Origin of the sequence: Cedecea neteri (genome assembly GCF_000758305.1) — a bacterium.
GTDB classification, from domain to species: Bacteria; Pseudomonadota; Gammaproteobacteria; order Enterobacterales; family Enterobacteriaceae; genus Cedecea; species Cedecea neteri_C.
The window spans coordinates 2210351-2230081 of sequence record NZ_CP009458.1 but is presented as its reverse complement, the minus strand read 5'-3'; the positions used below and the strand labels follow the sequence as shown (position 1 = coordinate 2230081).

The 19731-nt window shown below is 54.3% G+C and carries 23 protein-coding genes; 16 read left to right on the top strand and 7 right to left on the bottom strand.

Translation table 11 applies throughout. The annotated features are described in order from the left end of the window. Positions 1-178 precede the first annotated feature (178 nt). From LH23_RS10415 to LH23_RS10360, 11 genes are all read left to right on the top strand, one after another. Positions 179-901, top strand: a complete 723-nt coding sequence (locus tag LH23_RS10415; protein ID WP_039290886.1) for a dienelactone hydrolase family protein — start codon at positions 179-181, stop codon at positions 899-901. Positions 902-1010: 109 nt separating this feature from the next. Next, positions 1011-1262 (top strand): DUF1158 family protein, encoded by a 252-nt coding sequence (locus LH23_RS10410; RefSeq protein WP_039290884.1) that lies wholly within the window; start codon positions 1011-1013, stop codon positions 1260-1262. Positions 1263-1496: 234 nt separating this feature from the next. Beyond that, the gene (fdnG, locus tag LH23_RS10400; RefSeq protein WP_156108020.1) at positions 1497-4544 is read left to right on the top strand and encodes a formate dehydrogenase-N subunit alpha; all 3048 of its coding nucleotides are present in this window, start codon (positions 1497-1499) and stop codon (positions 4542-4544) included. Between the two features lie 11 nt (positions 4545-4555). After that, on the top strand, positions 4556-5440 hold the full coding sequence (gene fdxH / locus LH23_RS10395; protein WP_039290877.1) for a formate dehydrogenase subunit beta: 885 nt from the start codon (positions 4556-4558) through the stop codon (positions 5438-5440). Further along, on the top strand, positions 5418-6083 hold the full coding sequence (gene fdnI, locus LH23_RS10390; protein ID WP_039290875.1) for a formate dehydrogenase-N subunit gamma: 666 nt from the start codon (positions 5418-5420) through the stop codon (positions 6081-6083). Before fdxH ends, fdnI begins: the two co-directional genes overlap by 23 nt. A 208-nt stretch (positions 6084-6291) precedes the next feature. Beyond that, on the top strand, positions 6292-6555 hold the full coding sequence (locus tag LH23_RS10385; protein WP_311887703.1) for a DUF1471 domain-containing protein: 264 nt from the start codon (positions 6292-6294) through the stop codon (positions 6553-6555). Positions 6556-6587: 32 nt separating this feature from the next. Continuing rightward, positions 6588-7355, top strand: coding sequence for an alpha/beta fold hydrolase (locus tag LH23_RS10380; RefSeq protein ID WP_039290870.1), 768 nt, complete (start codon positions 6588-6590; stop codon positions 7353-7355). A gap of 92 nt (positions 7356-7447) precedes the next feature. Further along, positions 7448-7714 carry a DUF2282 domain-containing protein gene (locus LH23_RS10375; RefSeq protein ID WP_039290867.1) on the top strand — a complete coding sequence of 89 codons (267 nt, stop codon included), beginning with the start codon at positions 7448-7450 and terminating at the stop codon, positions 7712-7714. A 16-nt stretch (positions 7715-7730) separates the two neighbouring features. Further along, the gene (locus LH23_RS10370; RefSeq protein WP_071842709.1) at positions 7731-8567 is read left to right on the top strand and encodes a DUF692 domain-containing protein; all 837 of its coding nucleotides are present in this window, start codon (positions 7731-7733) and stop codon (positions 8565-8567) included. Further along, the gene (locus LH23_RS10365; protein WP_039290865.1) at positions 8564-9310 is read left to right on the top strand and encodes a DNA-binding domain-containing protein; all 747 of its coding nucleotides are present in this window, start codon (positions 8564-8566) and stop codon (positions 9308-9310) included. Before LH23_RS10370 ends, LH23_RS10365 begins: the two co-directional genes overlap by 4 nt. Before the next feature lie 19 nt (positions 9311-9329). Further along, positions 9330-9800, top strand: coding sequence for a DoxX family protein (locus tag LH23_RS10360; protein ID WP_052050166.1), 471 nt, complete (start codon positions 9330-9332; stop codon positions 9798-9800). Between the two features lie 290 nt (positions 9801-10090). On the opposite strand, the gene LH23_RS10355 is transcribed toward LH23_RS10360, so the two are convergent. From LH23_RS10355 to LH23_RS10345, 3 genes are all read right to left on the bottom strand, one after another. Further along, positions 10091-10315 carry a hypothetical protein gene (locus LH23_RS10355; RefSeq protein ID WP_156108019.1) on the bottom strand — a complete coding sequence of 75 codons (225 nt, stop codon included), beginning with the start codon at positions 10313-10315 and terminating at the stop codon, positions 10091-10093. 147 nt (positions 10316-10462) lie between these two features. Beyond that, the gene (gene pal, locus LH23_RS10350; protein WP_052050165.1) at positions 10463-10957 is read right to left on the bottom strand and encodes a peptidoglycan-associated lipoprotein Pal; all 495 of its coding nucleotides are present in this window, start codon (positions 10955-10957) and stop codon (positions 10463-10465) included. A gap of 28 nt (positions 10958-10985) precedes the next feature. After that, positions 10986-11993 carry a D-cysteine desulfhydrase family protein gene (locus LH23_RS10345; protein WP_039290860.1) on the bottom strand — a complete coding sequence of 336 codons (1008 nt, stop codon included), beginning with the start codon at positions 11991-11993 and terminating at the stop codon, positions 10986-10988. Between the two features lie 200 nt (positions 11994-12193). On the opposite strand from LH23_RS10345, the gene LH23_RS10340 reads away from it, so the two are divergent. Beyond that, complete coding sequence (locus tag LH23_RS10340; RefSeq protein WP_039290858.1) at positions 12194-13078, top strand: LysR substrate-binding domain-containing protein; 885 nt, start codon at positions 12194-12196, stop codon at positions 13076-13078. Positions 13079-13311: 233 nt separating this feature from the next. On the opposite strand, the gene LH23_RS10335 is transcribed toward LH23_RS10340, so the two are convergent. Continuing rightward, positions 13312-14205, bottom strand: coding sequence for a LysR family transcriptional regulator (locus LH23_RS10335; protein ID WP_039290856.1), 894 nt, complete (start codon positions 14203-14205; stop codon positions 13312-13314). Between the two features lie 157 nt (positions 14206-14362). Here LH23_RS10335 and LH23_RS10330 point away from each other — a divergent pair, with 157 nt between their 5' ends. The 4 genes from LH23_RS10330 to lldD all read left to right on the top strand — a co-directional run bounded on the left by LH23_RS10330 (position 14363) and on the right by lldD (position 18595). Next, positions 14363-14758 carry a cupin domain-containing protein gene (locus LH23_RS10330; RefSeq protein ID WP_039290853.1) on the top strand — a complete coding sequence of 132 codons (396 nt, stop codon included), beginning with the start codon at positions 14363-14365 and terminating at the stop codon, positions 14756-14758. Between the two features lie 257 nt (positions 14759-15015). After that, positions 15016-16671 carry an L-lactate permease gene (lldP, locus tag LH23_RS10325; protein ID WP_039290851.1) on the top strand — a complete coding sequence of 552 codons (1656 nt, stop codon included), beginning with the start codon at positions 15016-15018 and terminating at the stop codon, positions 16669-16671. Further along, positions 16668-17456: a transcriptional regulator LldR gene (gene lldR / locus LH23_RS10320; RefSeq protein WP_039290848.1), complete on the top strand. Its 789-nt coding sequence runs from the start codon at positions 16668-16670 to the stop codon at positions 17454-17456. The genes lldP and lldR overlap by 4 nt, the downstream gene beginning before the upstream one ends. Further along, entirely contained in the window at positions 17453-18595 is a 1143-nt protein-coding gene (lldD, locus tag LH23_RS10315) for an FMN-dependent L-lactate dehydrogenase LldD (protein ID WP_039290846.1), read from the top strand. Before lldR ends, lldD begins: the two co-directional genes overlap by 4 nt. Positions 18596-18602: 7 nt before the next feature. Here lldD and LH23_RS10310 read toward each other — a convergent pair whose 3' ends face one another. The 3 genes from LH23_RS10310 to ilvN all read right to left on the bottom strand — a co-directional run bounded on the left by LH23_RS10310 (position 18603) and on the right by ilvN (position 19728). Then, a complete protein-coding gene (locus LH23_RS10310) occupies positions 18603-18905 on the bottom strand; it encodes an addiction module antidote protein (RefSeq protein ID WP_039290844.1) in 303 nt (100 codons plus the stop codon). Next, on the bottom strand, positions 18895-19224 hold the full coding sequence (locus LH23_RS10305) for a type II toxin-antitoxin system RelE/ParE family toxin (RefSeq protein WP_039290842.1): 330 nt from the start codon (positions 19222-19224) through the stop codon (positions 18895-18897). Before LH23_RS10305 ends, LH23_RS10310 begins: the two co-directional genes overlap by 11 nt. 207 nt (positions 19225-19431) lie before the next feature. Next, positions 19432-19728: an acetolactate synthase small subunit gene (ilvN, locus tag LH23_RS10300; RefSeq protein WP_039290839.1), complete on the bottom strand. Its 297-nt coding sequence runs from the start codon at positions 19726-19728 to the stop codon at positions 19432-19434. Between the last annotated feature and the right edge of the window lie 3 nt (positions 19729-19731).

Sequence of the window (19731 nt, the reverse complement as noted above, 5' to 3'; positions counted from 1 at the left end):
CAGGTTAATTACAATTATTCACAGAAATTATTTATCGCTAACAAATAAACGCTTTTTAAATTAAATTAAATAGCAATTCATGCGCTTGTAAATTGAATTAATTGCTAATTCGTTATCGATGTGAAATTAATTAAGGCTCACCTGCAGACCAATAAATTTTATTTAGGGGTTAATTCTTATGTCAGAAATTATTTCAACAGCCATTACTTATCAAGTCGAGAATCAAACCTTTGAAGGCGCGCTGGTCTACCAGGAAAATCAAAGCGCTGCGCGGCCAGGCATCCTGATCGCCCCCAACTGGATGGGCGTCAGCGCCGGAGCGGTTGAACAGGCCAAAGGGATCGCCGCTCAGGGCTACGTCGTACTGGTTGCCGATCTTTACGGCCAGGGCAAGCGCCCGACCAACGCCGATGAAGCCGGTGCCCTGATGATGGGCGTGAAAGACACTCCAGCGGAAGTAGGCCGTATGCAGGCCGCGCTGGACACGCTTGCTACGCAGGAAATCGCAGCCGTCGACGGCAACAAACTGGCGGTAGCGGGCTTCTGCTTTGGCGGGCACTGCTCGCTTGATTTGGCAAGAAGCGGCGCGGATATCAAAGCAGCGATTTCTTTCCACGGCACGCTGGATACCCTGAAAACCCACGCTGCAGGCGAGATCAAAGCGTCGATTCTGGTGCTGGACGGCGCGGAAGATCCGCTTGTGCCGCGCGAACAGCTGAGCAAGTTTGTCAGCGAAATGAACGCCGCATCGGTAGACTGGCAGCTGGTGAGCTACGCCGGCGCCGTGCATTCATTCACAGACCCGAGCGCGAACGTTGAAGGCGTGGCGAAATACCATCCGGAAGTGACAAAACGCGCTTTCACGCAGATGTACACGCTGCTGAACAACGTGTTTAACTGATTCACACGGCCTCTGTTCGCAGGGGCCGCTTTTTTACCCTTTCTCAAATGGTTTACACCCGGGTACACTTTCCCGGACAATAGCCTTTTAACCTCAGGCTAACAACGTCATGAACCATCCACATCAAGCGCTGTTGAGCGCGGGCGGCATTTTGCTGCTGGCCTTTCTGTCATGCCTGCTGCTCCCGGCCCCGGCGTTAACGCTGACTCTGGCGCAAAAGCTTATCGACACTTTCCACCTGGTCGATCTCAGCCAGCTTTACGTGATCCTGTTCTGCATCTGGTTCCTTGCTTTGGGCACCGTTGAATATTACCTGCTGCGTTTTATCTGGCGCCGTTGGTTCTCGATCACCCGCATCTGACTCAAAGCCCGCAGCGTGCCGTTTCCTCGATAAACGGCATCGCCTCTGACAACATTGTTTTACTCCCCTTGCCCCTTCCCCTGCCACACGCCGGTGTTATCTCCGCCAAATAACCTCTAATACTAAAGGGGTAATCCTCTACCCAATGTTTATCGAATTGATTTCACGCAATATCTGAATAGCTGTAGCTGTTATTTTCGCCCGCACTAAAAACGTCGTAACAATGAGGTGACGATGAACGTCAGTCGCAGGAAGTTTTTCAAAATCTGCGCCGGCGGAATGGCAGGTACAACGGCGGCGGTGCTGGGCTTTGCCCCAAAAGCCGCGCTGGCGGAAACGCGCAACTACAAGCTGCTGCGTGCAAAAGAGACGCGCAATAGCTGTACTTACTGTTCTGTTGGCTGTGGTTTATTGATGTATAGCCTCGGAGATGGCTCGAAAAACGCCAAATCCAGCATTTTTCATATCGAAGGCGACCCGGATCATCCGGTCAACCGCGGCGCGCTGTGCCCAAAAGGCGCGGGGCTGCTCGACTACATTCACAGCGATAATCGCCTGCGCTACCCGGAATACCGCGCGCCTGGGTCAGACAAATGGCAGCGCATCAGCTGGGACGAGGCGTTTTCCCGCATTGCCCGCCTGATGAAAGACGACCGCGATGCCAACTTCATCGAGAAAAATGAACAAGACGTGACGGTTAACCGCTGGCTTTCCACCGGGATGCTGTGCGCCTCGGCGGCCAGCAACGAAACCGGCATGTTAACCCAGAAGTTTGCCCGCTCGCTGGGCATGCTGGCGGTAGATAACCAGGCGCGCGTCTGACACGGACCAACGGTAGCAAGTCTTGCTCCAACATTTGGTCGCGGTGCGATGACCAACCACTGGGTTGATATCAAAAACGCCAACGTGGTGATGGTGATGGGCGGCAACGCCGCTGAAGCCCACCCGGTTGGTTTCCGCTGGGCGATGGAAGCCAAAAACAACAACGACGCCACGCTGATTGTGGTCGATCCGCGCTTCACCCGTACGGCATCGGTAGCAGATATCTATGCACCTATCCGCTCCGGCACCGACATTACCTTCCTGTCGGGCGTGATTCTGTACCTGATTTCCAACAACAAAATCAACGCTGAATACGTCAAACACTACACCAACGCGGCCCTGCTGGTGCACGAGGACTTTGGCTTCGAAGACGGCCTGTTCAGCGGCTACGACGAAGAAAAGCGCCAGTATGATAAAACCACCTGGAACTATCAGTTCGACGAAAATGGCTTTGCGAAGCGAGATGACACGTTAACCGACCCGCGCTGCGTCTGGAACCTGCTCAAAGAGCACGTTGCCCGCTACACGCCGGACGTGGTCGAGCATATCTGCGGCACGCCGCAGGCCGATTTCCTCAAAGTCTGCGAAGTGCTGGCCTCGACCAGCGCGGTCGATCGCACCACCACATTCCTGTACGCACTGGGCTGGACTCAGCACACCGTGGGCGCGCAGAACATCCGCACCATGGCGATGATCCAACTGCTGTTGGGCAACATGGGGATGGCGGGCGGCGGCGTCAATGCGCTGCGTGGCCACTCCAACATTCAGGGCCTGACCGACCTCGGCCTGTTGTCCACCAGCCTGCCGGGCTATCTCTCTTTACCGTCCGACAAGCAAACCACGGTCGATGGCTATCTCGCCGCCAACACGCCAAAAGCGACGCTGCCGGGCCAGGTGAACTATTGGGGGAATTATCCGAAGTTCTTCGTCAGCCTGATGAAAACTTTCTACGGCGACGACGCGCAGAAAGAGAACGGCTGGGGCTTTGACTGGCTGCCGAAGTGGGATCAGGCCTACGATGTGCTGAAGTACTTCGACATGATGGATCGCAACCTCGTCACCGGCTATCTGTGCCAGGGCTTTAACCCCGTTGCCTCATTCCCGGATAAAAACAAGGTTGTCGCCAGCCTGAGCAAGCTGAAGTACATGGTGGTTATCGACCCGCTGGTGACGGAAACCTCCAACTTCTGGCAAAACCACGGCGAGATGAACGACGTTGACCCGGCGAAAATCCAGACCGAAGTGTTCCGCCTGCCGTCCACCTGCTTCGCGGAAGAAGACGGCTCGATTGCCAACTCAGGCCGCTGGCTGCAGTGGCACTGGAAAGGCGCGGATGCGCCGGGTGAAGCACTGAATGATGGGGAGATCCTGGCCGGGCTTTACCACCGGCTGCGCCAGATGTACCAGACCGAAGGCGGCAAAGGCATTGAGCCGCTGCTGAAAATGCGCTGGCACTACGAACAGCCCGATCATCCTGAGTCCGAAGAGGTCGCCAAAGAGAGCAACGGCTACGCGCTGGAAGATCTGTTTGACGCCAACGGCAACCTGCTGGTGAAGAAGGGCCAGTTGCTGGACTCCTTCGCACTGCTGCGGGATGACGGCTCCACCGCCTCCGGCTGCTGGATTTACGCCGGGAGCTGGACCAGCAAAGGCAACCAGATGGCAAACCGCGACAACGCCGACCCGTCAGGCCTGGGCAACACGCTGGGTTGGGCGTGGGCGTGGCCGATGAACCGTCGCGTGCTGTACAACCGCGCTTCGGCGGATCTGCAGGGCAAACCGTGGGATGCCAAACGTATGCTGATTGAGTGGAACGGCACGAAATGGGTCGGGAACGATATTCCGGACTTCAGCACCGCCGCCCCTGACAGCGGCGTCGGACCATTTATCATGCAGCAGGAAGGTTTGGGCCGTCTGTTCGCCCTCGACAAACTTGCCGAAGGGCCGTTCCCGGAGCACTACGAGCCGTTTGAAACGCCTCTGGGCACCAACCCGCTGCACCCGAACGTGGTCTCCAACCCGGCGGCGCGCCTGTACGAAGCGGACGCTAAACGCATGGGTAACAGGCAGCAGTTCCCTTATGTCGGCACCACTTATCGCCTGACTGAGCACTTCCACACCTGGACCAAGCACGCGCGGTTGAACGCCATCGTGCAGCCCGAGCAGTTCGTTGAAATAAGCGAAGGGCTGGCGAAAGCGAAAGGCATTGCGCACGGCGACCGGGTGAAAGTCAGCAGCAAACGCGGCTTTATTAAAGCCGTGGCCGTGGTGACGCCGCGCCTGCAAACCCTGCGGGCTGGCGGGCAGGAAATCGAAACCATCGGCATTCCGCTGCACTGGGGCTTTGAAGGGGTGGCACGCAAGGGCTATCTCGCCAACACCCTGACGCCGTCGATAGGCGACGCCAACTCGCAAACGCCGGAGTACAAGGCGTTTCTGGTCAACATTGAGAAGGCGTAAGGGAGGAAACAATGTCCATGCAATCTCAGGATATTATCAAACGCTCGGCGACCAACAGTTTCACCCCGCCGCCGCGGGCGCGTGACTTCAAGGAAGAAGTCACCAAGCTCATCGATGTCACAAGCTGTATCGGCTGCAAGGCCTGCCAGGTGGCCTGCTCGGAGTGGAACGACATCCGCGACGAAGTTGGCCACTGCGTGGGGGTATACGACAACCCCGCCGACCTGAGCGCCAAGTCCTGGACGCTAATGCGTTTTTCAGAAACCCGTGAAAACGGCAAGCTGGAATGGCTGATCCGCAAAGATGGCTGCATGCACTGCGAAGATCCGGGCTGCCTCAAGGCCTGCCCGTCCGCCGGGGCAATTATTCAGTACGCCAACGGTATCGTGGACTTCCAGTCGGAGCACTGCATCGGCTGCGGTTACTGCATCGCGGGCTGCCCGTTCAACATCCCTCGCCTGAACAAAGACGATAACCGCGTGTATAAATGCACCCTGTGCGTTGACCGCGTCAGCGTCGGCCAGGAGCCTGCCTGCGTGAAAACCTGCCCGACAGGCGCGATTCGCTTTGGTATTCGCAAAGAGATGCTGGACATGGCAGAGCAGCGCGTTGAAAAACTGAAAAAACGCGGCTTTGAACATGCGGGCGTTTACAACCCGCAGGGCGTGGGCGGCACGCACGTCGTTTACGTGCTGCACCACGCGGACCAGCCGGAGCTGTACCACAACCTGCCTAAAGAGCCGAAGATTGATACTCCAATCAACCTGTGGAAAGGCATTCTGAAGCCGCTCTCGGCTGCCGGGTTTGTTGCCACCTTCGCGGCCCTGATTTTCCACTATGTCGGGATCGGGCCGAACGAAGAGGTGGACGAAGATGAGGAGGACAAGCATGAGTAAGATGATCGTCAGAACCAAATTCATCGACCGTGCCTGCCACTGGACGGTGGTGATTTGCTTCTTCCTCGTGTCTCTGTCCGGCATCGCCCTGTTCTTCCCGACGCTGCAATGGCTGACGGAAACCTTCGGTACGCCGCAGATGGGGCGCATTCTGCACCCGTTCTTTGGCGTGGCTATCTTTGTGGCGCTGATGTTTATGTTCGTGCGCTTCGTGCATCACAACATTCCCGACAAGCAGGATCTCCCCTGGCTGAAGGGCATTGTTGAGGTGCTGAAAGGCAACGAGCATAAAGTCGCGGACGTGGGCAAGTACAACGCCGGGCAGAAGATGATGTTCTGGAGCATTATGAGCATGATCTTCGTGCTGCTGGTAACCGGGATTATTATCTGGCGGCCCTGGTTTGCGCACTACTTCCCAATGTGGATGATTCGCTACAGCCTGCTGATCCACGCGGCTTCAGCCATTATTTTGATCCACGCCATCCTGATCCATATGTACATGGCGTTTTGGGTGAAAGGGTCAATTAAGGGCATGATCGTCGGCAAGGTCAGCCGCCGCTGGGCGAAGAAGCACCACCCGCGCTGGTATCGCGCCATCGAGGCCGAAGAAGCCAAAACAGAGAATCGAGAAGGTCTGAAATAACAGCCCGTTCCCCTCTTCCTGCCCAGGAAGAGGGGTTATCCCGCCGCAGCGCAAAAGAATTGTGTTGTTTTGTATCCACACCGCCCACGGCTAAACAACAAAACAAATCCCCTTCCCCCTGACACAGCCCACATACAAACCAGGCGTTAAATAAGCGCATCCGCCACCTACTGGCGGCAACGTGTTCAACGACTGATATGTGAGGCTTATGATGAAACTTTTCCGCAACGTTATTCTCCCGCTCGTCCTGGCCGCTGCTGTAGCGCCTGCCTTTGCTGCCAAAGAAGTCCACAGCGCTCAGGGCCTGGTCAAAATTGGCACCGTCACTGAAAGCGAGAGCACCACGCTGTCCCTCGACCAGCTCAATGAAAAACTGGCTGCAAAAGCTGAAAAAGCCGGGGCCAGCGCCTGGCGAGTGGTCTCCGCGGGCGGCAACAACACTTACTTCGGCAGCGCCGATATTTACCGCTGATTTATTCCCTCCCCCTAAAACAGGAACATGAAATGAAATCCACGCGTAAAACGCTGCTGGCTCTGGCCGCGGCTGGCCTGATGACCGGGTTTGCCGCCCAGGCGGAAACTCAGCACACCATCGTATTAGTGCACGGTGCCTTCGCCGACGCCACCGGTAGTTGGGAGCAGGTGATCCCCGTGCTGCAAACGCGGCACTACGAAATCATCACCGCGCAGATCCCATTAACTTCACTGGCAGACGACGTGGCGGCGACTAAACGCGCCATCGCCCGAGCTAAAGGCGACGTTATTCTGGTCGGCCATTCGTGGGGCGGGACGGTGATTACCGAGGCGGGTAACGATCCGAAAGTGAAAGGTCTGGTGTATATCAACGCCTTTGCGCCATCGCCGGGCCAGTCAACGGCAGATCTGGCTAACAGTTTCCCTGCTCCGCCCGGCAGCGCAAAAATCATCAAGGGCGCGGACGGCTTCCTGAGCCTCGACCCAAAGGCCGTCGCCACCGATTTTGCCCAGGATGCGACGCCTGAAGCGCAGAACATTATTGGCATCACCCAGATGCCAATCGCCGCCGCAAGCTTCACCGAGAAAGTGACCACCGCCGCCTGGCAGCAAAAACCAAGCTGGTTCCTGGTCGGCAGCAACGACCGGATGATCAACCCGGACCTGGAGCGAGCGATGGCGAAGAAAATTCACGCCCACGTCACCGAACTGCCAGTCAGCCATGTGCCGATGCTGTACGACCCGAAAAATGTCGCCCGCACGATATTTAAAGCCGTGAACATTACGTCGGGAAATTAACGCTGCTCATTCAATAAGGAGGAAATAACACTCTTAATAAATAGCCGATTATTTACCAATCCTAAATTCATTTTAATTATCTGGAGAACACGATGAACCGTATTGCTATGTCCGCGATTGCCCTGTCTTTGGTTTCTTTCAGCGCGGCTTCTTTTGCAGCTGAATTAACCGGGCCAAACCTTGAGCGCTGTTTTGGTATCGCCAAAGCCGCAGATAACGACTGTAAGGCCGGGGCCGGCACCACCTGCGCAGGCACATCCAAAGTCGATTACCAGAAAAATGCCTACAAGATGGTGCCGGCGGGTACCTGCACAGCGATCCAAACGCCAAATGGCCACGGCTCGCTGACCGAAAGCTAATACAAGGGCCACTCCCATGACGATGACACACTCTTTAGGTGCCGGATTAAGCCTTAAGCCCGAGCATTACGCCGACGCCTGGGCCAGTCCATCCTCCCTCTGGTTCGAGGTTCACAGTGAAAATTATCTCATGGCGGGTGGCCCGCGCAGAGAGTGGCTGGCGGCCATCCGCCAGCAGCACCCAATCTCACTGCATGGCGTTTCGCTTTCACTGGCCGGTGACGAGCCACCGGACGCCCAACTGCTCGCGCAGCTAAAAGCGCTAGTGGCTGACATTAAACCGGCGCTGGTTTCCGAGCACCTCGCATGGTCGCGGTGGAACGGGATTTATTACCCCGATCTGCTGCCGGTACCGAGGACAACACGATTGATGCACCGGGTTATCGACAACATTAACCGCACGCAGGATGCGCTGGGCTGCCAGATTTCACTGGAAAATCCCACGCACTATTTGCAGATGCCGGAGCATGAGTGGGACGAAATCGAATTTCTCGACGAAGTCAGTCGCCGAAGCGGATGCGGCCTGCTGCTGGATCTGAACAACGTCTGGCTCAGTGCCCACAACCTCGGCTTTGAGGCCGCAGCCTGGCTGAGCCGTTTCCCGGTCGAACGCGTCACGGAGATCCACCTGGCGGGCTTTAGCGCCGACGAAGGGGGCAGTAATTTGCTGATCGACAGCCACGACCAGTCGATATCTGAGGATGTCTGGCGGCTGTATACGCAATTTATTCAACAGGCGGGAGCAAAACCCACGCTTATCGAAAGGGATGACAATCTGCCTGCATTCAGCGTGCTGCTGGCCGAACAACAGCGTGCGCAGCGCATCCTCGACGCAATGGGAGCCGCCGTATGACCACGCACTTAAGCCGCTACCACGAGGCATTTATTGGCCTGTTATACGGTGAGGCGAGATCCGAACTAAGCCATCTTCAGCATCAGCCTGGCCTTGCCGTTTACCGCAACAGCGTGATCAAAACCTGCGTTGATGCCCTGGAGGCTAATTTCCCCAGCGTTTCCAGGCTTACCGGCAGCGACTTTTTCCGTGAAATGGCGCGTGGCTATGCGCTTGAATGCCCCACGAACGAAGGTGAACTGGTTCGCTATGGCGACGCCTTCCCCGCCTTCATTAGCGCTTATCCTCCGGCCAGAGAACTGACCTATTTAAGCGCCGTGGCCGAGCTGGACAAGCTGTGGCTGGAGGTGTTTTGCGCCCCTGCCTCGGCTCCGCTGGATGTGCATGCGCTGGCAAACATCACGGCGGACAAGTTGGGCAGCACATCATTGCGGCTGCGGGACAGCGTTCGCTGGTACTGGCACCCCACGCTGCCGGTGTTCACGCTCTGGGAGTTCAACCGCGAACAAACAGCCGCGCCGGAGACGATTCACTGGCAGGGCGAAGGCGCTTTGCTGGTTCGCCGCCAGCAGCGCATTTTTGCCGCCCCCTTAAGCCAGGGCGGATCGGCCTTCCTGACCGCCTGCCGTTTGGGGGCAACCCTCGATCAGGCTAGCGAGCAGGCCCTGGCTGCCGAGCCAACCCTCGCCCTGGGCCCTTTTTTCAGCAACCTGCTTAGCAGCGGCGTGTTCGCCACATCTTAATCACACTTTTTGAGGCTAAATGATGAAAGTATCTGAACAAAAAATGACGGAACAAGGCGTGAGATCGCTGTGGAATAGACTTTGGAATCGCATAGAGAGAAGCGTTAGCGACAATGTGCTGTTGCTGATAGCCCGCGTGGGCGTTGCCGCCGTGTTCTTCCTTTCCGGCCGCACAAAAGTAACGGGATTTATGACGTTAAAACCGTCCACCTACGAACTGTTTCGCACCGAATACGCGCTACCGCTTATCCCCTATGATATCGCCGCGCACCTGGCCACGCTGGCCGAACATACTTTCCCTGTTCTGCTGGTGCTGGGATTGTTTTCACGCTTTGCCGCAGCGGGATTGCTGTTTATGACCCTGGTGATTGAAATTTTTGTCTACCCGGACGCATGGCCCACGCACCTGATCTGGGGCGGGTTATTGCTGTCAATTATCGCCCGTGGTGCAGGCCGCTGGTCGCTGGACAGGGTTCTGAGGCTGGCGTGAGAAAAGAGAGGCGAGGCACTTAAACTATAGCGCCTCGCCTGCTGCCTGTACGGCAGTGGACAAGAGCTTTTCACAGCTAATGCCTTGTTGTAAAAGATAAAGCTGTCTCTTTTACCTTTTATACCCTTTTTTGGGAAGCGACTCTGCTGAACCTATAAATCAATGAGTTACGAAGAAGGCTGAAAAAAGGGTCTGCAAACATTCAGCCCAGGAACGGGTAGAACATTGACCTGAAAAAGTAAAAAAAAAGCCGGGCATAACGGGGGGCCCGGCAAAACAACATCAACAACCTATTTCTGGTTCCAGACACGGACAGAAATATCTCTGACCTTATGGCAGGTCACTACTCGCTGGCTATGGTATGCAAAACGGTACAAATTCTGGCTACGATTAATGGTCAGCACGTCCTGATTCACAAATAAATACACAGACAACGCTTCATGATTTTTATCAACGGTATTGATCGCTCGGGGAGCGACGATAAATTCATTGTCCCAGTGTAGCGTCGTAATCACATAATCCGTCACCGTTACCGTCATCAAGTTTCGGCCGGGACAATCAAGCACATATTGCTGCATTGCCACCGCGGGAGAACAATAAGCCAGCCACAGAAAATAAAAAGTGCGTAATACGGTAACCCGATACAAAAGAGACAAACCTTGTTACTCAGGAAGTTCCTGGAAATCTAATACCGCGCGCCGGTTCATGCTCCAGGACGTTTCATTGTGGCCTAATACAGCCGGGCGTGATTTGCCAAACGAAACAATATCCAGCTGTTCTGCACGAACGCCATAGCTTATCAGAACGCTTTCGACCGTCCTTGCTCTTTTTTCGCCCAGCACGATATTATATTCCGGGGTGCCGCGCTCATCCGCATGTCCTTCAATAACAACACCTACCGTTGGATTATTCGCCAGAAACGTTCCTGTAGCTTTTAAATACTCGGTATATTCATCAGCTATCACGCTACTATCCAGTGGAAAATAAATAATGTTATTTTTAGACAGCGATAATAGTTGATGGCTAAAGCTTGCGCTGCTGTCAAGTTCAGCGGCATAATCCGTTGCTGCCTTGTTACTTTCAGTATGTGAGCCCTGGCAGGCAGAAAGAGAAAGCGCCAACAATAAAATGGAGAACAGACGAGTCATTACACTCATTTTTTATTCCTGATAATTTAACAATGAATTAATTTTGCAGATAGCGAGAATAGGCGAATAAGCCAGGAGTGCCACCCGTCATAACGAAAAGAACATTTGCCCCTCGGGCAATTTTTTTTGCCTTGAGATCGTGCATCAACCCGGCAAAGGCCTTACCCGAATAGACAGGATCTAACAACAGCCCTTCCGTTCTGGCTAAACATTCCAATGCGTCACGCATGTCTTTGGTGATCAAGCCATAACCCTTTCCTAGCTGTGAATCATCAATGTTTACGCTAAATACGCTTGACGCCGATGCCTGTAAGGCAAGCGTTTCTGTCACCAATCGCTTCGTATTTTGTTGGGTCACAACTTTATCAAACAATACAGAGTACCCTTTGATATAAACAGGGTTAGATAAAAGCGTAAAACCCGCGATAAGCCCTGCCTGCGTCCCGGAACTGCCATTCGCCACATAAATATGTGTGAATGTCGTGTCCATCTCGCGCTCTTGCTCAGCAATTTCAATCGCAGCATCAACATATCCCATACAGCCCACCGCTGTAGATCCACCTAACGGAATAAAATAAACCTTCTCCCCGGCCTGTTCATATTGAGAAATAACTGATTCAGTTAACTCCCCGAAATTATCACCCGGTAAAGCCTTGATGATTTCAGCACCAAATAATGAATCAAGCAGAAGATTACCATTCGACTGGTACTCATCATCCTGAATGGCGACGTTGTTCGAAAGAATCAATGTACAAGGAATGTTTTGGTGAGCACAGCACGCCGCGGTTAAACGCGCGTGGTTTGACTGCAATCCTCCGGTTGTGACGATTCTTGTCGCTCCTGTTAATGCAGCCTGATGCAAATGGTATTCAAGCTTCCTTGTTTTATTCCCGCCGCCGCCTAAGGCTGTCAAATCATCTCGTTTGACGTATATTTTTATTTCATCATGAACAAGGTCAAGTGAACGCTCAAAATTATTCAGTCTGATAATCGGTGTTACGCTATCAATTAATTTTTTCTTTCCAGGAAAAGTGAATTTAGACATAATCAGTAAACACCTCAGCAGATATGCTTGACAAATCACAGGGCAAATACATAACCTTAATAAAAAACATGTTACTCACTCTGGATTCATAAGAACGCACTTTTCTTTACCACGCTTAAAAACTCGCCGAGAAAAATAACCAAAAACGAAGAAAAAATAAATCCATACAAAATTTATACTGATTTAACCAGAGGTTAAAAATGAACAAATTTAGGGCGATGGAGATTTTTACCTGCGTCGTTGAAGAGAAAACGTTTACTGCTGCAGCAAAGAAATTAGAAATTTCGGTTGTCATGGTAACGAAATATATTCATGCGCTTGAAAAAGAACTAAAAACTGAGCTATTACAGCGCACAACCCGCACCATGACGGTGACGCACCCCGGCCAAATATTCTATGAATATGCCTTGTCCATCATCGCCAAAGTGAATGAAAGCTACGAGGTGATAGAAGGTTTGCAGGCCGAGCCTCAGGGGCTGCTTCGCGTCAGCGCCCCGATGACGCTGGGGAAAGAGATAGTCGCCCCGATTGTGGCTGAATTTATGAGCCTGTATCCGAAGATTCAGGTTGAGCTGATCCTGAATAATCACCCTGTCGACCTGATTTCTGAGGGGTACGACTGCGCATTTCGTATTGGCTATTTACGCGATTACGCCCTGGTTGCTAAATCACTGCTTAATTATTCTATGTCGATTTGTGCCACGCCTGCGTATCTGGAAGAGTATGGCGTGCCGCAGACGCCTGATGATTTGCACCACCACCGCCTGCTTTCACACTCGACGTGGAACAATAATTTCACCTGGCGCTTGCGGCATGATGGCCAGGAAATTCCGTGGCCTGATAGCTGGGTCATGCGCAGCAACGATGGCTATGCCCTGCGGGAGGCGGCGCTAAAAAATAACGGCGTTCTGATGCAGCCACGATTTTTAATTGAGGCAGATATTAAAGCGGGCAGGCTGGTTGCTCTGCTGGAGGACTACCTTCCCTCACCACGCCCCGTGCATTTACTCTACCCAATGAAGAAAAACGTTGTGCCGAAACTGGACCGCTTTATCCAGTTTACGCTTGAGAAATGTTCTGTGTAGGGGCGATTTCCGCGACATAAGGCTGCCTGTACGGCAGTGAACAAGAGCTTTTCACAGCTAACACTTTGTTGTAAAAGATAAAGCTATCTCTTTTACCCTTGATACCCTTTTTTGGACAAGACGCCGCTGAATTGATAAATCAATAAGTTACGAAGAAAGCTAAAAAAAGGGTCTGCGCATTTTCAGGCTTTGGTATCGCTGAACCAGAATAAAATCCGCTTATCACCATCTGCTCAGGAAGAGTATCTCAGCGCATCCACCAACAGGGAGAAGGCGGTTGTGTGCTGCTTGCGGCTGGGGTAGTAAAGGTAATAACCGGGGAAAGGTTTACACCAGGCTTCCAGAACCCGGACCAGCCGCCCTTCGGCAAGCTCATCGCAAACCGTGTCGCTCGGCACAAATGCCAGGCCGAGCCCTTGCAGGGCAGCATCAATGCGCTGACGCAGGCTGTTGAACGTTAACTGCCCGTCCACGCGAATTTTTAGCTCACGCCCGTCTTTTTCGAATTCCCACGCATACAGTCCCCCCCGTGTCGGCAGCCGCATATTGATGCAATTATGTTGCTGGAGATCCTGCGGCGTTGCCGGGTAGCCATGCTTCGCAAAATAGGCCGGGGAACCAATGACCGACATAGAGAGTTCCGGGCCAACGCGCACGGCCACCATATCCTTTGCCACCTGCTCACCGAGACGAATCCCGGCATCGAACTGCCCGCTAACAATATCGGTCAGGGCGTTATCCACACTGATTTCCACGTTGATATCCGGGTAGTCGACCACGAAAGTTTTCAACACCGGCCATAAAACCGACTGCATGCTGTGTTCCGCCGCGTTCAGCCGAATGTTCCCAGCCGGCCGCTCGCGCATTTCGCTCAACGCAACCAGCTCGTTCTCAAGATCTGCAAATCGAGGCGACAAGCTGGCAAGCAGCTTTTCACCCGCTTCAGTTGGCGCGACGCTGCGCGTGGTGCGTGTAAGTAAACGCAGCTGAAGACGCTCCTCAAGGCCACGGATCGCGTGGCTGAGCGCGGACTGGGACACACCCAGTTTTGCCGCTGCTCGGGTAAAACTGCGCTCACGAGCCACTTCAATAAATGACATTAGATCGTTGAAATTTTCTTTCAGCATGGCCGAAACAAGCCTCACTAAGGAACGGAATATCCCCAGTATAGCGAGATTCATGAACTGGATTCATAAGCTCTTGTACTTTTCCCCGGCTAGTTCTCTACAACGTTCGGGACTACCGTATGACAACGCATTATGACCTTCTCGACTGGAGCATTTGATGAAAATTATCCGCAGCGGTTCACAACCTTCACAGCAGGGCCCAGAGAATTATTTCACTGGCACAGTACGCATTGATTCGCCTTTTAGCGGCACTGAAAACGCCCGCGTTGGCGGAGCAATTGTCACCTTTGAGCCTGCCGCACGGACGGCCTGGCATACGCATCCGCTTGGCCAAACGTTGATCGTGACGCAGGGGCGTGGGTGGCTACAGGAATGGGGCCAGGAAATTCAGGAACTGAATCAGGGCGATATCGCCTGGATCCCCGAAGGGGTCAAACACTGGCACGGCGCGTCACCGGAGACGGCAATGACGCATATTGCCATTGCCGAGTCCTTAAACGGCAGCCCCGTGGAGTGGCTGGAAAAAGTCAGCGATGAACAATACAAAAAATAAGCAGCGAAACCTGCGTTGCCATCCCCTGGCAATCACTTTCTCCCTTCACTGCTCTCCCGCCAGGAAGAGCAGTTTTTTGGTCCTACCAATCCAACTAAAAACGTGCCCTTTTCTACAAAACGCCGATAAACACTCGCCAGGCCGTTGCCATCCGTTAACACAAGATTAACCATTAGCCATCATTTGCTCTACAAAGCAAAATTGGTCCTACCAATCTAATAAAAAACGATAAACGCCTCACCCTGGAGAACACCTGCATGCAAGTCTGGCCCCAACTCTACGACCCGCTCGGGAATATCTGGCTGTCGAGCCTGATTGCCGCGCTCCCAATTCTGTTTTTCTTCTTCGCGCTGATTAAGCTACGGATGAAGGGCTACAAAGCGGCAACGCTCACAGTATTTATCGCCCTGCTGGTTGCCCTGTTTTTATACCGCATGCCGGTGGATCGCGCGATTGCCTCGGTGGTGTACGGGTTCTTCTACGGCCTGTGGCCCATCGCCTGGATTATTGTTGCCGCGGTGTTTGTCTACAAAATTTCGGTCAAAACCGGGCAGTTCGACATTATTCGCTCCTCCATTCTGTCGATTACCCCGGACCAGCGCCTGCAAATGCTGATCGTCGGTTTCTCGTTTGGCGCGTTTCTGGAAGGGGCGGCCGGGTTTGGTGCGCCGGTTGCCATTACCGCAGCCCTGCTGGTCGGCCTCGGGTTTAAGCCGCTGTACGCTGCGGGTTTGTGTCTGATCGTCAACACCGCGCCGGTGGCCTTCGGCGCGATGGGGATCCCAATTATTGTTGCCGGGCAGGTTACCGGCCTGGACAGCTTCGAAATCGGCCAGATGGTAGGCCGTCAGCTGCCGTTCCTGACGATCATTGTGCTGTTCTGGATCATGGCGATTATGGACGGCTGGCGCGGAATCAAAGAGACCTGGCCTGCGGTGATCGTGGCTGGCGGCTCGTTTGCTATCGCCCAGTATCTCAGCTCTAACTTTATCGGCCCCGAGCTGCCGGACATCATCTCTTCGCTGGTGTCGCTGGTGTGCCTGACGGCTTTCCTACGGGTCTGGAAGCCGGTGCGCATTTTCCGCTTTGATAGCGAGGACGCGGCTGCAACCGTACAGGAGCAGTCTGCGCAGAAATACACGACCGGGCAGATTGTCAAAGCCTGGATGCCGTTCCTGTTTTTAACGGCCACGGTTACGCTGTGGAGCATTCCGCCGTTTAAAGCGCTGTTCGCCAAAGGCGGCGCGATGGCGGACTGGGTCTATAATTTCCCGGTGCCGTTCCTGGATAACCTGGTCGCCAAAATGCCGCCGGTCGTTGCCGCCAGTGTGCCTTACGCCGCAGTGTTTAAGTTCGACTGGCTGTCAGCCACTGGTACGGCAATTCTTGTCGCGGCGCTGATCTCCATTGTTTACCTGCGCATGAAACCGAAAGCGGCGCTGGCGACCTTTGGGGAAACGCTCAAGGAGCTGGCGCTACCGATTTACTCCATTGGTATGGTGCTGGCCTTTGCTTTTATCTCCAACTATTCCGGGCTGTCGGCGACTCTGGCCCTGGCGCTGGCGCATACCGGCCACGCCTTTACTTTCTTTTCGCCGTTCCTTGGTTGGCTGGGCGTGTTTCTCACCGGATCGGACACCTCGTCTAACGCGCTGTTTGCCGCGCTGCAGGCCACGACCGCGCAGCAGATTGGCGTGTCGGACCTGCTGTTAGTGGCGGCCAATACAACCGGCGGCGTAACCGGGAAGATGATTTCGCCGCAGTCGATAGCCATTGCCTGTGCGGCGGTGGGACTGGTCGGGAAAGAGTCAGACCTGTTCCGCTTCACCGTGAAGCACAGCCTGATTTTCACCTGCATGGTGGGGGTAATTACCACGCTGCAGGCCTATGTTTTAACCTGGATGATCCCATGACCCAAGCTGTGCCGCGCCTTGCCGACCAGATGGTTGAGCGTGTTAAGGCGCTGATTGAAGAACGTAACCTGGAGGCGGGCATGCGGTTGCCTGCCGAACGCCAGCTGGCCGCAGAACTGGGCTGTTCACGCTCGATTTTACGCGAGGCGATTCAAAAGCTGATTGGCGAAGGCCTGCTGGCCAGCCGACGCGGCGGCGGCACCTATCTGCGCTACCAGACCGAACAATGGTCGGAACAGCGCATCGTGCAGCCGCTGAAAACGCTGGTCGAGGGCGACCCTAATTACCAGTTGGATATCCTCGAAGCGAGACATTCCATTGAAGGCAGCACGGCCTGGTATGCCGCCATGCGGGCAACTCAGGCCGACAAAGAAAAGCTGATTACCTGCTTCGATGCCACGCTCAAATTTAAAGAGAGCGATGATCCGGATTTAGCCGCCCAGGCCGACGTCAGGTTTCACCTGGCGATTGCCGAAGCCTCCCACAATATCGTGCTGCTGCAGACCATGCGCGGGTTCTTCGACCTGCTGCAATCTTCGGTGCTGCATAGCCGCCAACGCATGTACACCGTCCCGGCCATTTTTGCCGGGCTGACAGAGCAGCACGACGAATTATTGCAGGCGATTCTGGCCGGAGACGCCGAGCGCGCAAGGCGAGCCGCTCAGTCGCATCTCGGCTACGTCCACGCCACCATCAAAACTCTGCAGGAAGACGAAGCCCGTCAGGCACGTATTACCCGCCTCCCGGACGAAGCAAGTGATGAAATAAGGGAAAAGAAACGATGATTATTTCCGCAGCAACCGACTACCGTGCCGCCGCCGAGCGCATTCTGCCGCCCTTTTTATTCCACTACATTGACGGCGGAGCCTATGCCGAACATACGCTGAAGCGCAACGTGGAAGATCTGGCCCAGGTGGCGCTCAAGCAGCGCGTCCTGAAAAACATGTCGGCGCTGAGTCTGGAAACCCGGCTATTCAATGAAACGCTCTCCATGCCCGTAGCCCTTGGCCCCGTGGGCCTTTGTGGGATGTACGCCCGCCGGGGGGAAGTTCAGGCCGCAAAAGCGGCCGCAGCAAAAGGCATTCCATTCACCCTCTCTACGGTGTCCGTTTGCCCGATTGAGGAAGTCGCACCGGCGATTAACCGCCCGATGTGGTTCCAGCTTTATGTGCTGAAGGATCGCGGCTTTATGCGCAACGCGCTGGAGCGAGCCAAAGCCGCCGGATGCTCCACGCTGGTATTTACCGTCGATATGCCGACGCCCGGCGCGCGCTATCGGGATGCACATTCAGGTATGAGCGGCCCTAATGCCGCGATGCGACGTTATCTCCAGGCGGTGACGCACCCGCAGTGGGCATGGGATGTTGGCTTAAACGGCCGCCCTCACGATTTGGGCAATATCTCCACCTATCTCGGCAAACCGACCGGGCTGGAGGATTATATTGGCTGGCTGGCCAATAACTTCGACCCGTCCATTTCCTGGAAAGACCTGGAGTGGATTCGAGAATTCTGGGATGGCCCGATGGTGATTAAAGGTATCCTCGACCCGGAAGATGCGCGTGATGCGGTGCGCTTTGGCGCCGACGGGATCGTAGTGTCTAACCACGGCGGCCGCCAGCTGGACGGCGTGCTCTCTTCCGCCCGCGCCCTGCCCGCCATTGCCGATGCGGTAAAAGGCGATATTACCATTCTGGCGGACAGCGGCATCCGTAACGGCCTGGACGTGGTGCGTATGATTGCACTTGGCGCGGACACGGTGTTGCTGGGGCGCGCTTTCCTTTATGCGCTCGCCACTCACGGCGAAGCTGGCGTCAGCAATCTACTGAATTTAATGGAGAAAGAGATGCGCGTGGCGATGACGCTCACCGGTGCAAAATCGATTGCCGAAATCACACCTGAGCTGCTGGTTCGCCAGGGTTTATAACGTGCGGTTAGCCCGCAATCTCTGAAAAATGAATCCCCACCGCGTGCAGAACCTTTTTGGTGGTTTTGATGGTGGGGTTTCCACGCTCGGACAGCGTGCGGTACAGCGTTTCTCGGTTTAGGTTTGCCGCTCTGGCAATCTCCGCAAAACCCCCTCTGGCTTCCACCAGCCGGCGCATGGCAATAAGAAACACCGCCTCGCCGTCGTCACAGTCCAGCCCAATAAAAGCTTCTTTCAGGTACTCCACGGCGAAGGCACGATCGTCGCGGAGCATATCAATAACCGTTTGATCAAATTCGCTAAATTTCATTTTTTCTCCCTTGATGTTCAAGCCACCATTCTTTTGCACGTTCGATATCCGCCTGTTGGTTGCGTTTATCTCCCCCCGCCAGCAGCAGCCAGACTGCTTTGCCGTCCTGGGCGTAGTACACCCTATAGCCTGGCCCTTCATCGATACGCATTTCCCATACGCCCTGTCCACAGGGTTTATGATCGCCAGGGTTACCAAAGGAAAGTCGGTCAATCCTCATGACTATTTTGGTTTTTGCTCTCGCATCTTTTAACGCCTCTAGCCAGGCTTTGAACGGCGTTTTTCCTTCTTTCGTTTTGAAGAACGTAATCATGTTCATCCTTGCCCCCTAATTGTAGCTTTAAAGCAACAGACAAGCACGAACAAAATTTAATCGCGCTTATTTTTCTCAGGGCAGGCTAACGGATTCTTACTTGAGGTTGGTTGAAATCGTTCTTTGATATGCGGGGTTTACGACACGGCTTCCGGGGAGTTATGCATTCGAATGCGGGGCTTTCAAAAATATGCGTGAAAGCCCCTGGTTTATTTACTGCACAAATGCGGTCAGGCGGTTAAAGATGCCCGGGTCATCGGCGTGGCGAATGATCTGCACCACATCCTCAAGCTTATCGACCTGGCTGACCATCTGCTCCAGCCGCTGATCGTCCGCTACCTGCAACCAGATGCGGCTCTGATCGCCTTCAGGCAAAGGTAAACAAAGGATACCTTCCACGTTAAATGCGCGGCGGGCAAACAGGCCGCAGATATGTGACATCACGCCCGGGTGGTTGCGCACCGTTAACTCCAGAATGACGGTTGGTTGTTTAGTGATAGATTGCTGCATAAC

What these genes read in the sequence shown, in the direction of transcription:
- LH23_RS10415 (WP_039290886.1), top strand. Translation starts at nt 179, where the DNA reads ATGTCAGAAATTATTTCAACAGCCATTACTTATCAAGTCGAGAATCAA.
- LH23_RS10410 (WP_039290884.1), top strand. Translation starts at nt 1,011, where the DNA reads ATGAACCATCCACATCAAGCGCTGTTGAGCGCGGGCGGCATTTTGCTG.
- fdxH (WP_039290877.1), top strand. Translation starts at nt 4,556, where the DNA reads ATGTCCATGCAATCTCAGGATATTATCAAACGCTCGGCGACCAACAGT.
- fdnI (WP_039290875.1), top strand. Translation starts at nt 5,418, where the DNA reads ATGAGGAGGACAAGCATGAGTAAGATGATCGTCAGAACCAAATTCATC.
- LH23_RS10385 (WP_311887703.1), top strand. Translation starts at nt 6,292, where the DNA reads ATGATGAAACTTTTCCGCAACGTTATTCTCCCGCTCGTCCTGGCCGCT.
- LH23_RS10380 (WP_039290870.1), top strand. Translation starts at nt 6,588, where the DNA reads ATGAAATCCACGCGTAAAACGCTGCTGGCTCTGGCCGCGGCTGGCCTG.
- LH23_RS10375 (WP_039290867.1), top strand. Translation starts at nt 7,448, where the DNA reads ATGAACCGTATTGCTATGTCCGCGATTGCCCTGTCTTTGGTTTCTTTC.
- LH23_RS10370 (WP_071842709.1), top strand. Translation starts at nt 7,731, where the DNA reads ATGACGATGACACACTCTTTAGGTGCCGGATTAAGCCTTAAGCCCGAG.
- LH23_RS10365 (WP_039290865.1), top strand. Translation starts at nt 8,564, where the DNA reads ATGACCACGCACTTAAGCCGCTACCACGAGGCATTTATTGGCCTGTTA.
- LH23_RS10360 (WP_052050166.1), top strand. Translation starts at nt 9,330, where the DNA reads ATGATGAAAGTATCTGAACAAAAAATGACGGAACAAGGCGTGAGATCG.
- pal (WP_052050165.1), bottom strand. Translation starts at nt 10,957, where the DNA reads ATGAGTGTAATGACTCGTCTGTTCTCCATTTTATTGTTGGCGCTTTCT.
- LH23_RS10345 (WP_039290860.1), bottom strand. Translation starts at nt 11,993, where the DNA reads ATGTCTAAATTCACTTTTCCTGGAAAGAAAAAATTAATTGATAGCGTA.
- LH23_RS10340 (WP_039290858.1), top strand. Translation starts at nt 12,194, where the DNA reads ATGAACAAATTTAGGGCGATGGAGATTTTTACCTGCGTCGTTGAAGAG.
- LH23_RS10335 (WP_039290856.1), bottom strand. Translation starts at nt 14,205, where the DNA reads ATGCTGAAAGAAAATTTCAACGATCTAATGTCATTTATTGAAGTGGCT.
- LH23_RS10330 (WP_039290853.1), top strand. Translation starts at nt 14,363, where the DNA reads ATGAAAATTATCCGCAGCGGTTCACAACCTTCACAGCAGGGCCCAGAG.
- lldP (WP_039290851.1), top strand. Translation starts at nt 15,016, where the DNA reads ATGCAAGTCTGGCCCCAACTCTACGACCCGCTCGGGAATATCTGGCTG.
- lldR (WP_039290848.1), top strand. Translation starts at nt 16,668, where the DNA reads ATGACCCAAGCTGTGCCGCGCCTTGCCGACCAGATGGTTGAGCGTGTT.
- lldD (WP_039290846.1), top strand. Translation starts at nt 17,453, where the DNA reads ATGATTATTTCCGCAGCAACCGACTACCGTGCCGCCGCCGAGCGCATT.
- LH23_RS10310 (WP_039290844.1), bottom strand. Translation starts at nt 18,905, where the DNA reads ATGAAATTTAGCGAATTTGATCAAACGGTTATTGATATGCTCCGCGAC.
- LH23_RS10305 (WP_039290842.1), bottom strand. Translation starts at nt 19,224, where the DNA reads ATGAACATGATTACGTTCTTCAAAACGAAAGAAGGAAAAACGCCGTTC.
- ilvN (WP_039290839.1), bottom strand. Translation starts at nt 19,728, where the DNA reads ATGCAGCAATCTATCACTAAACAACCAACCGTCATTCTGGAGTTAACG.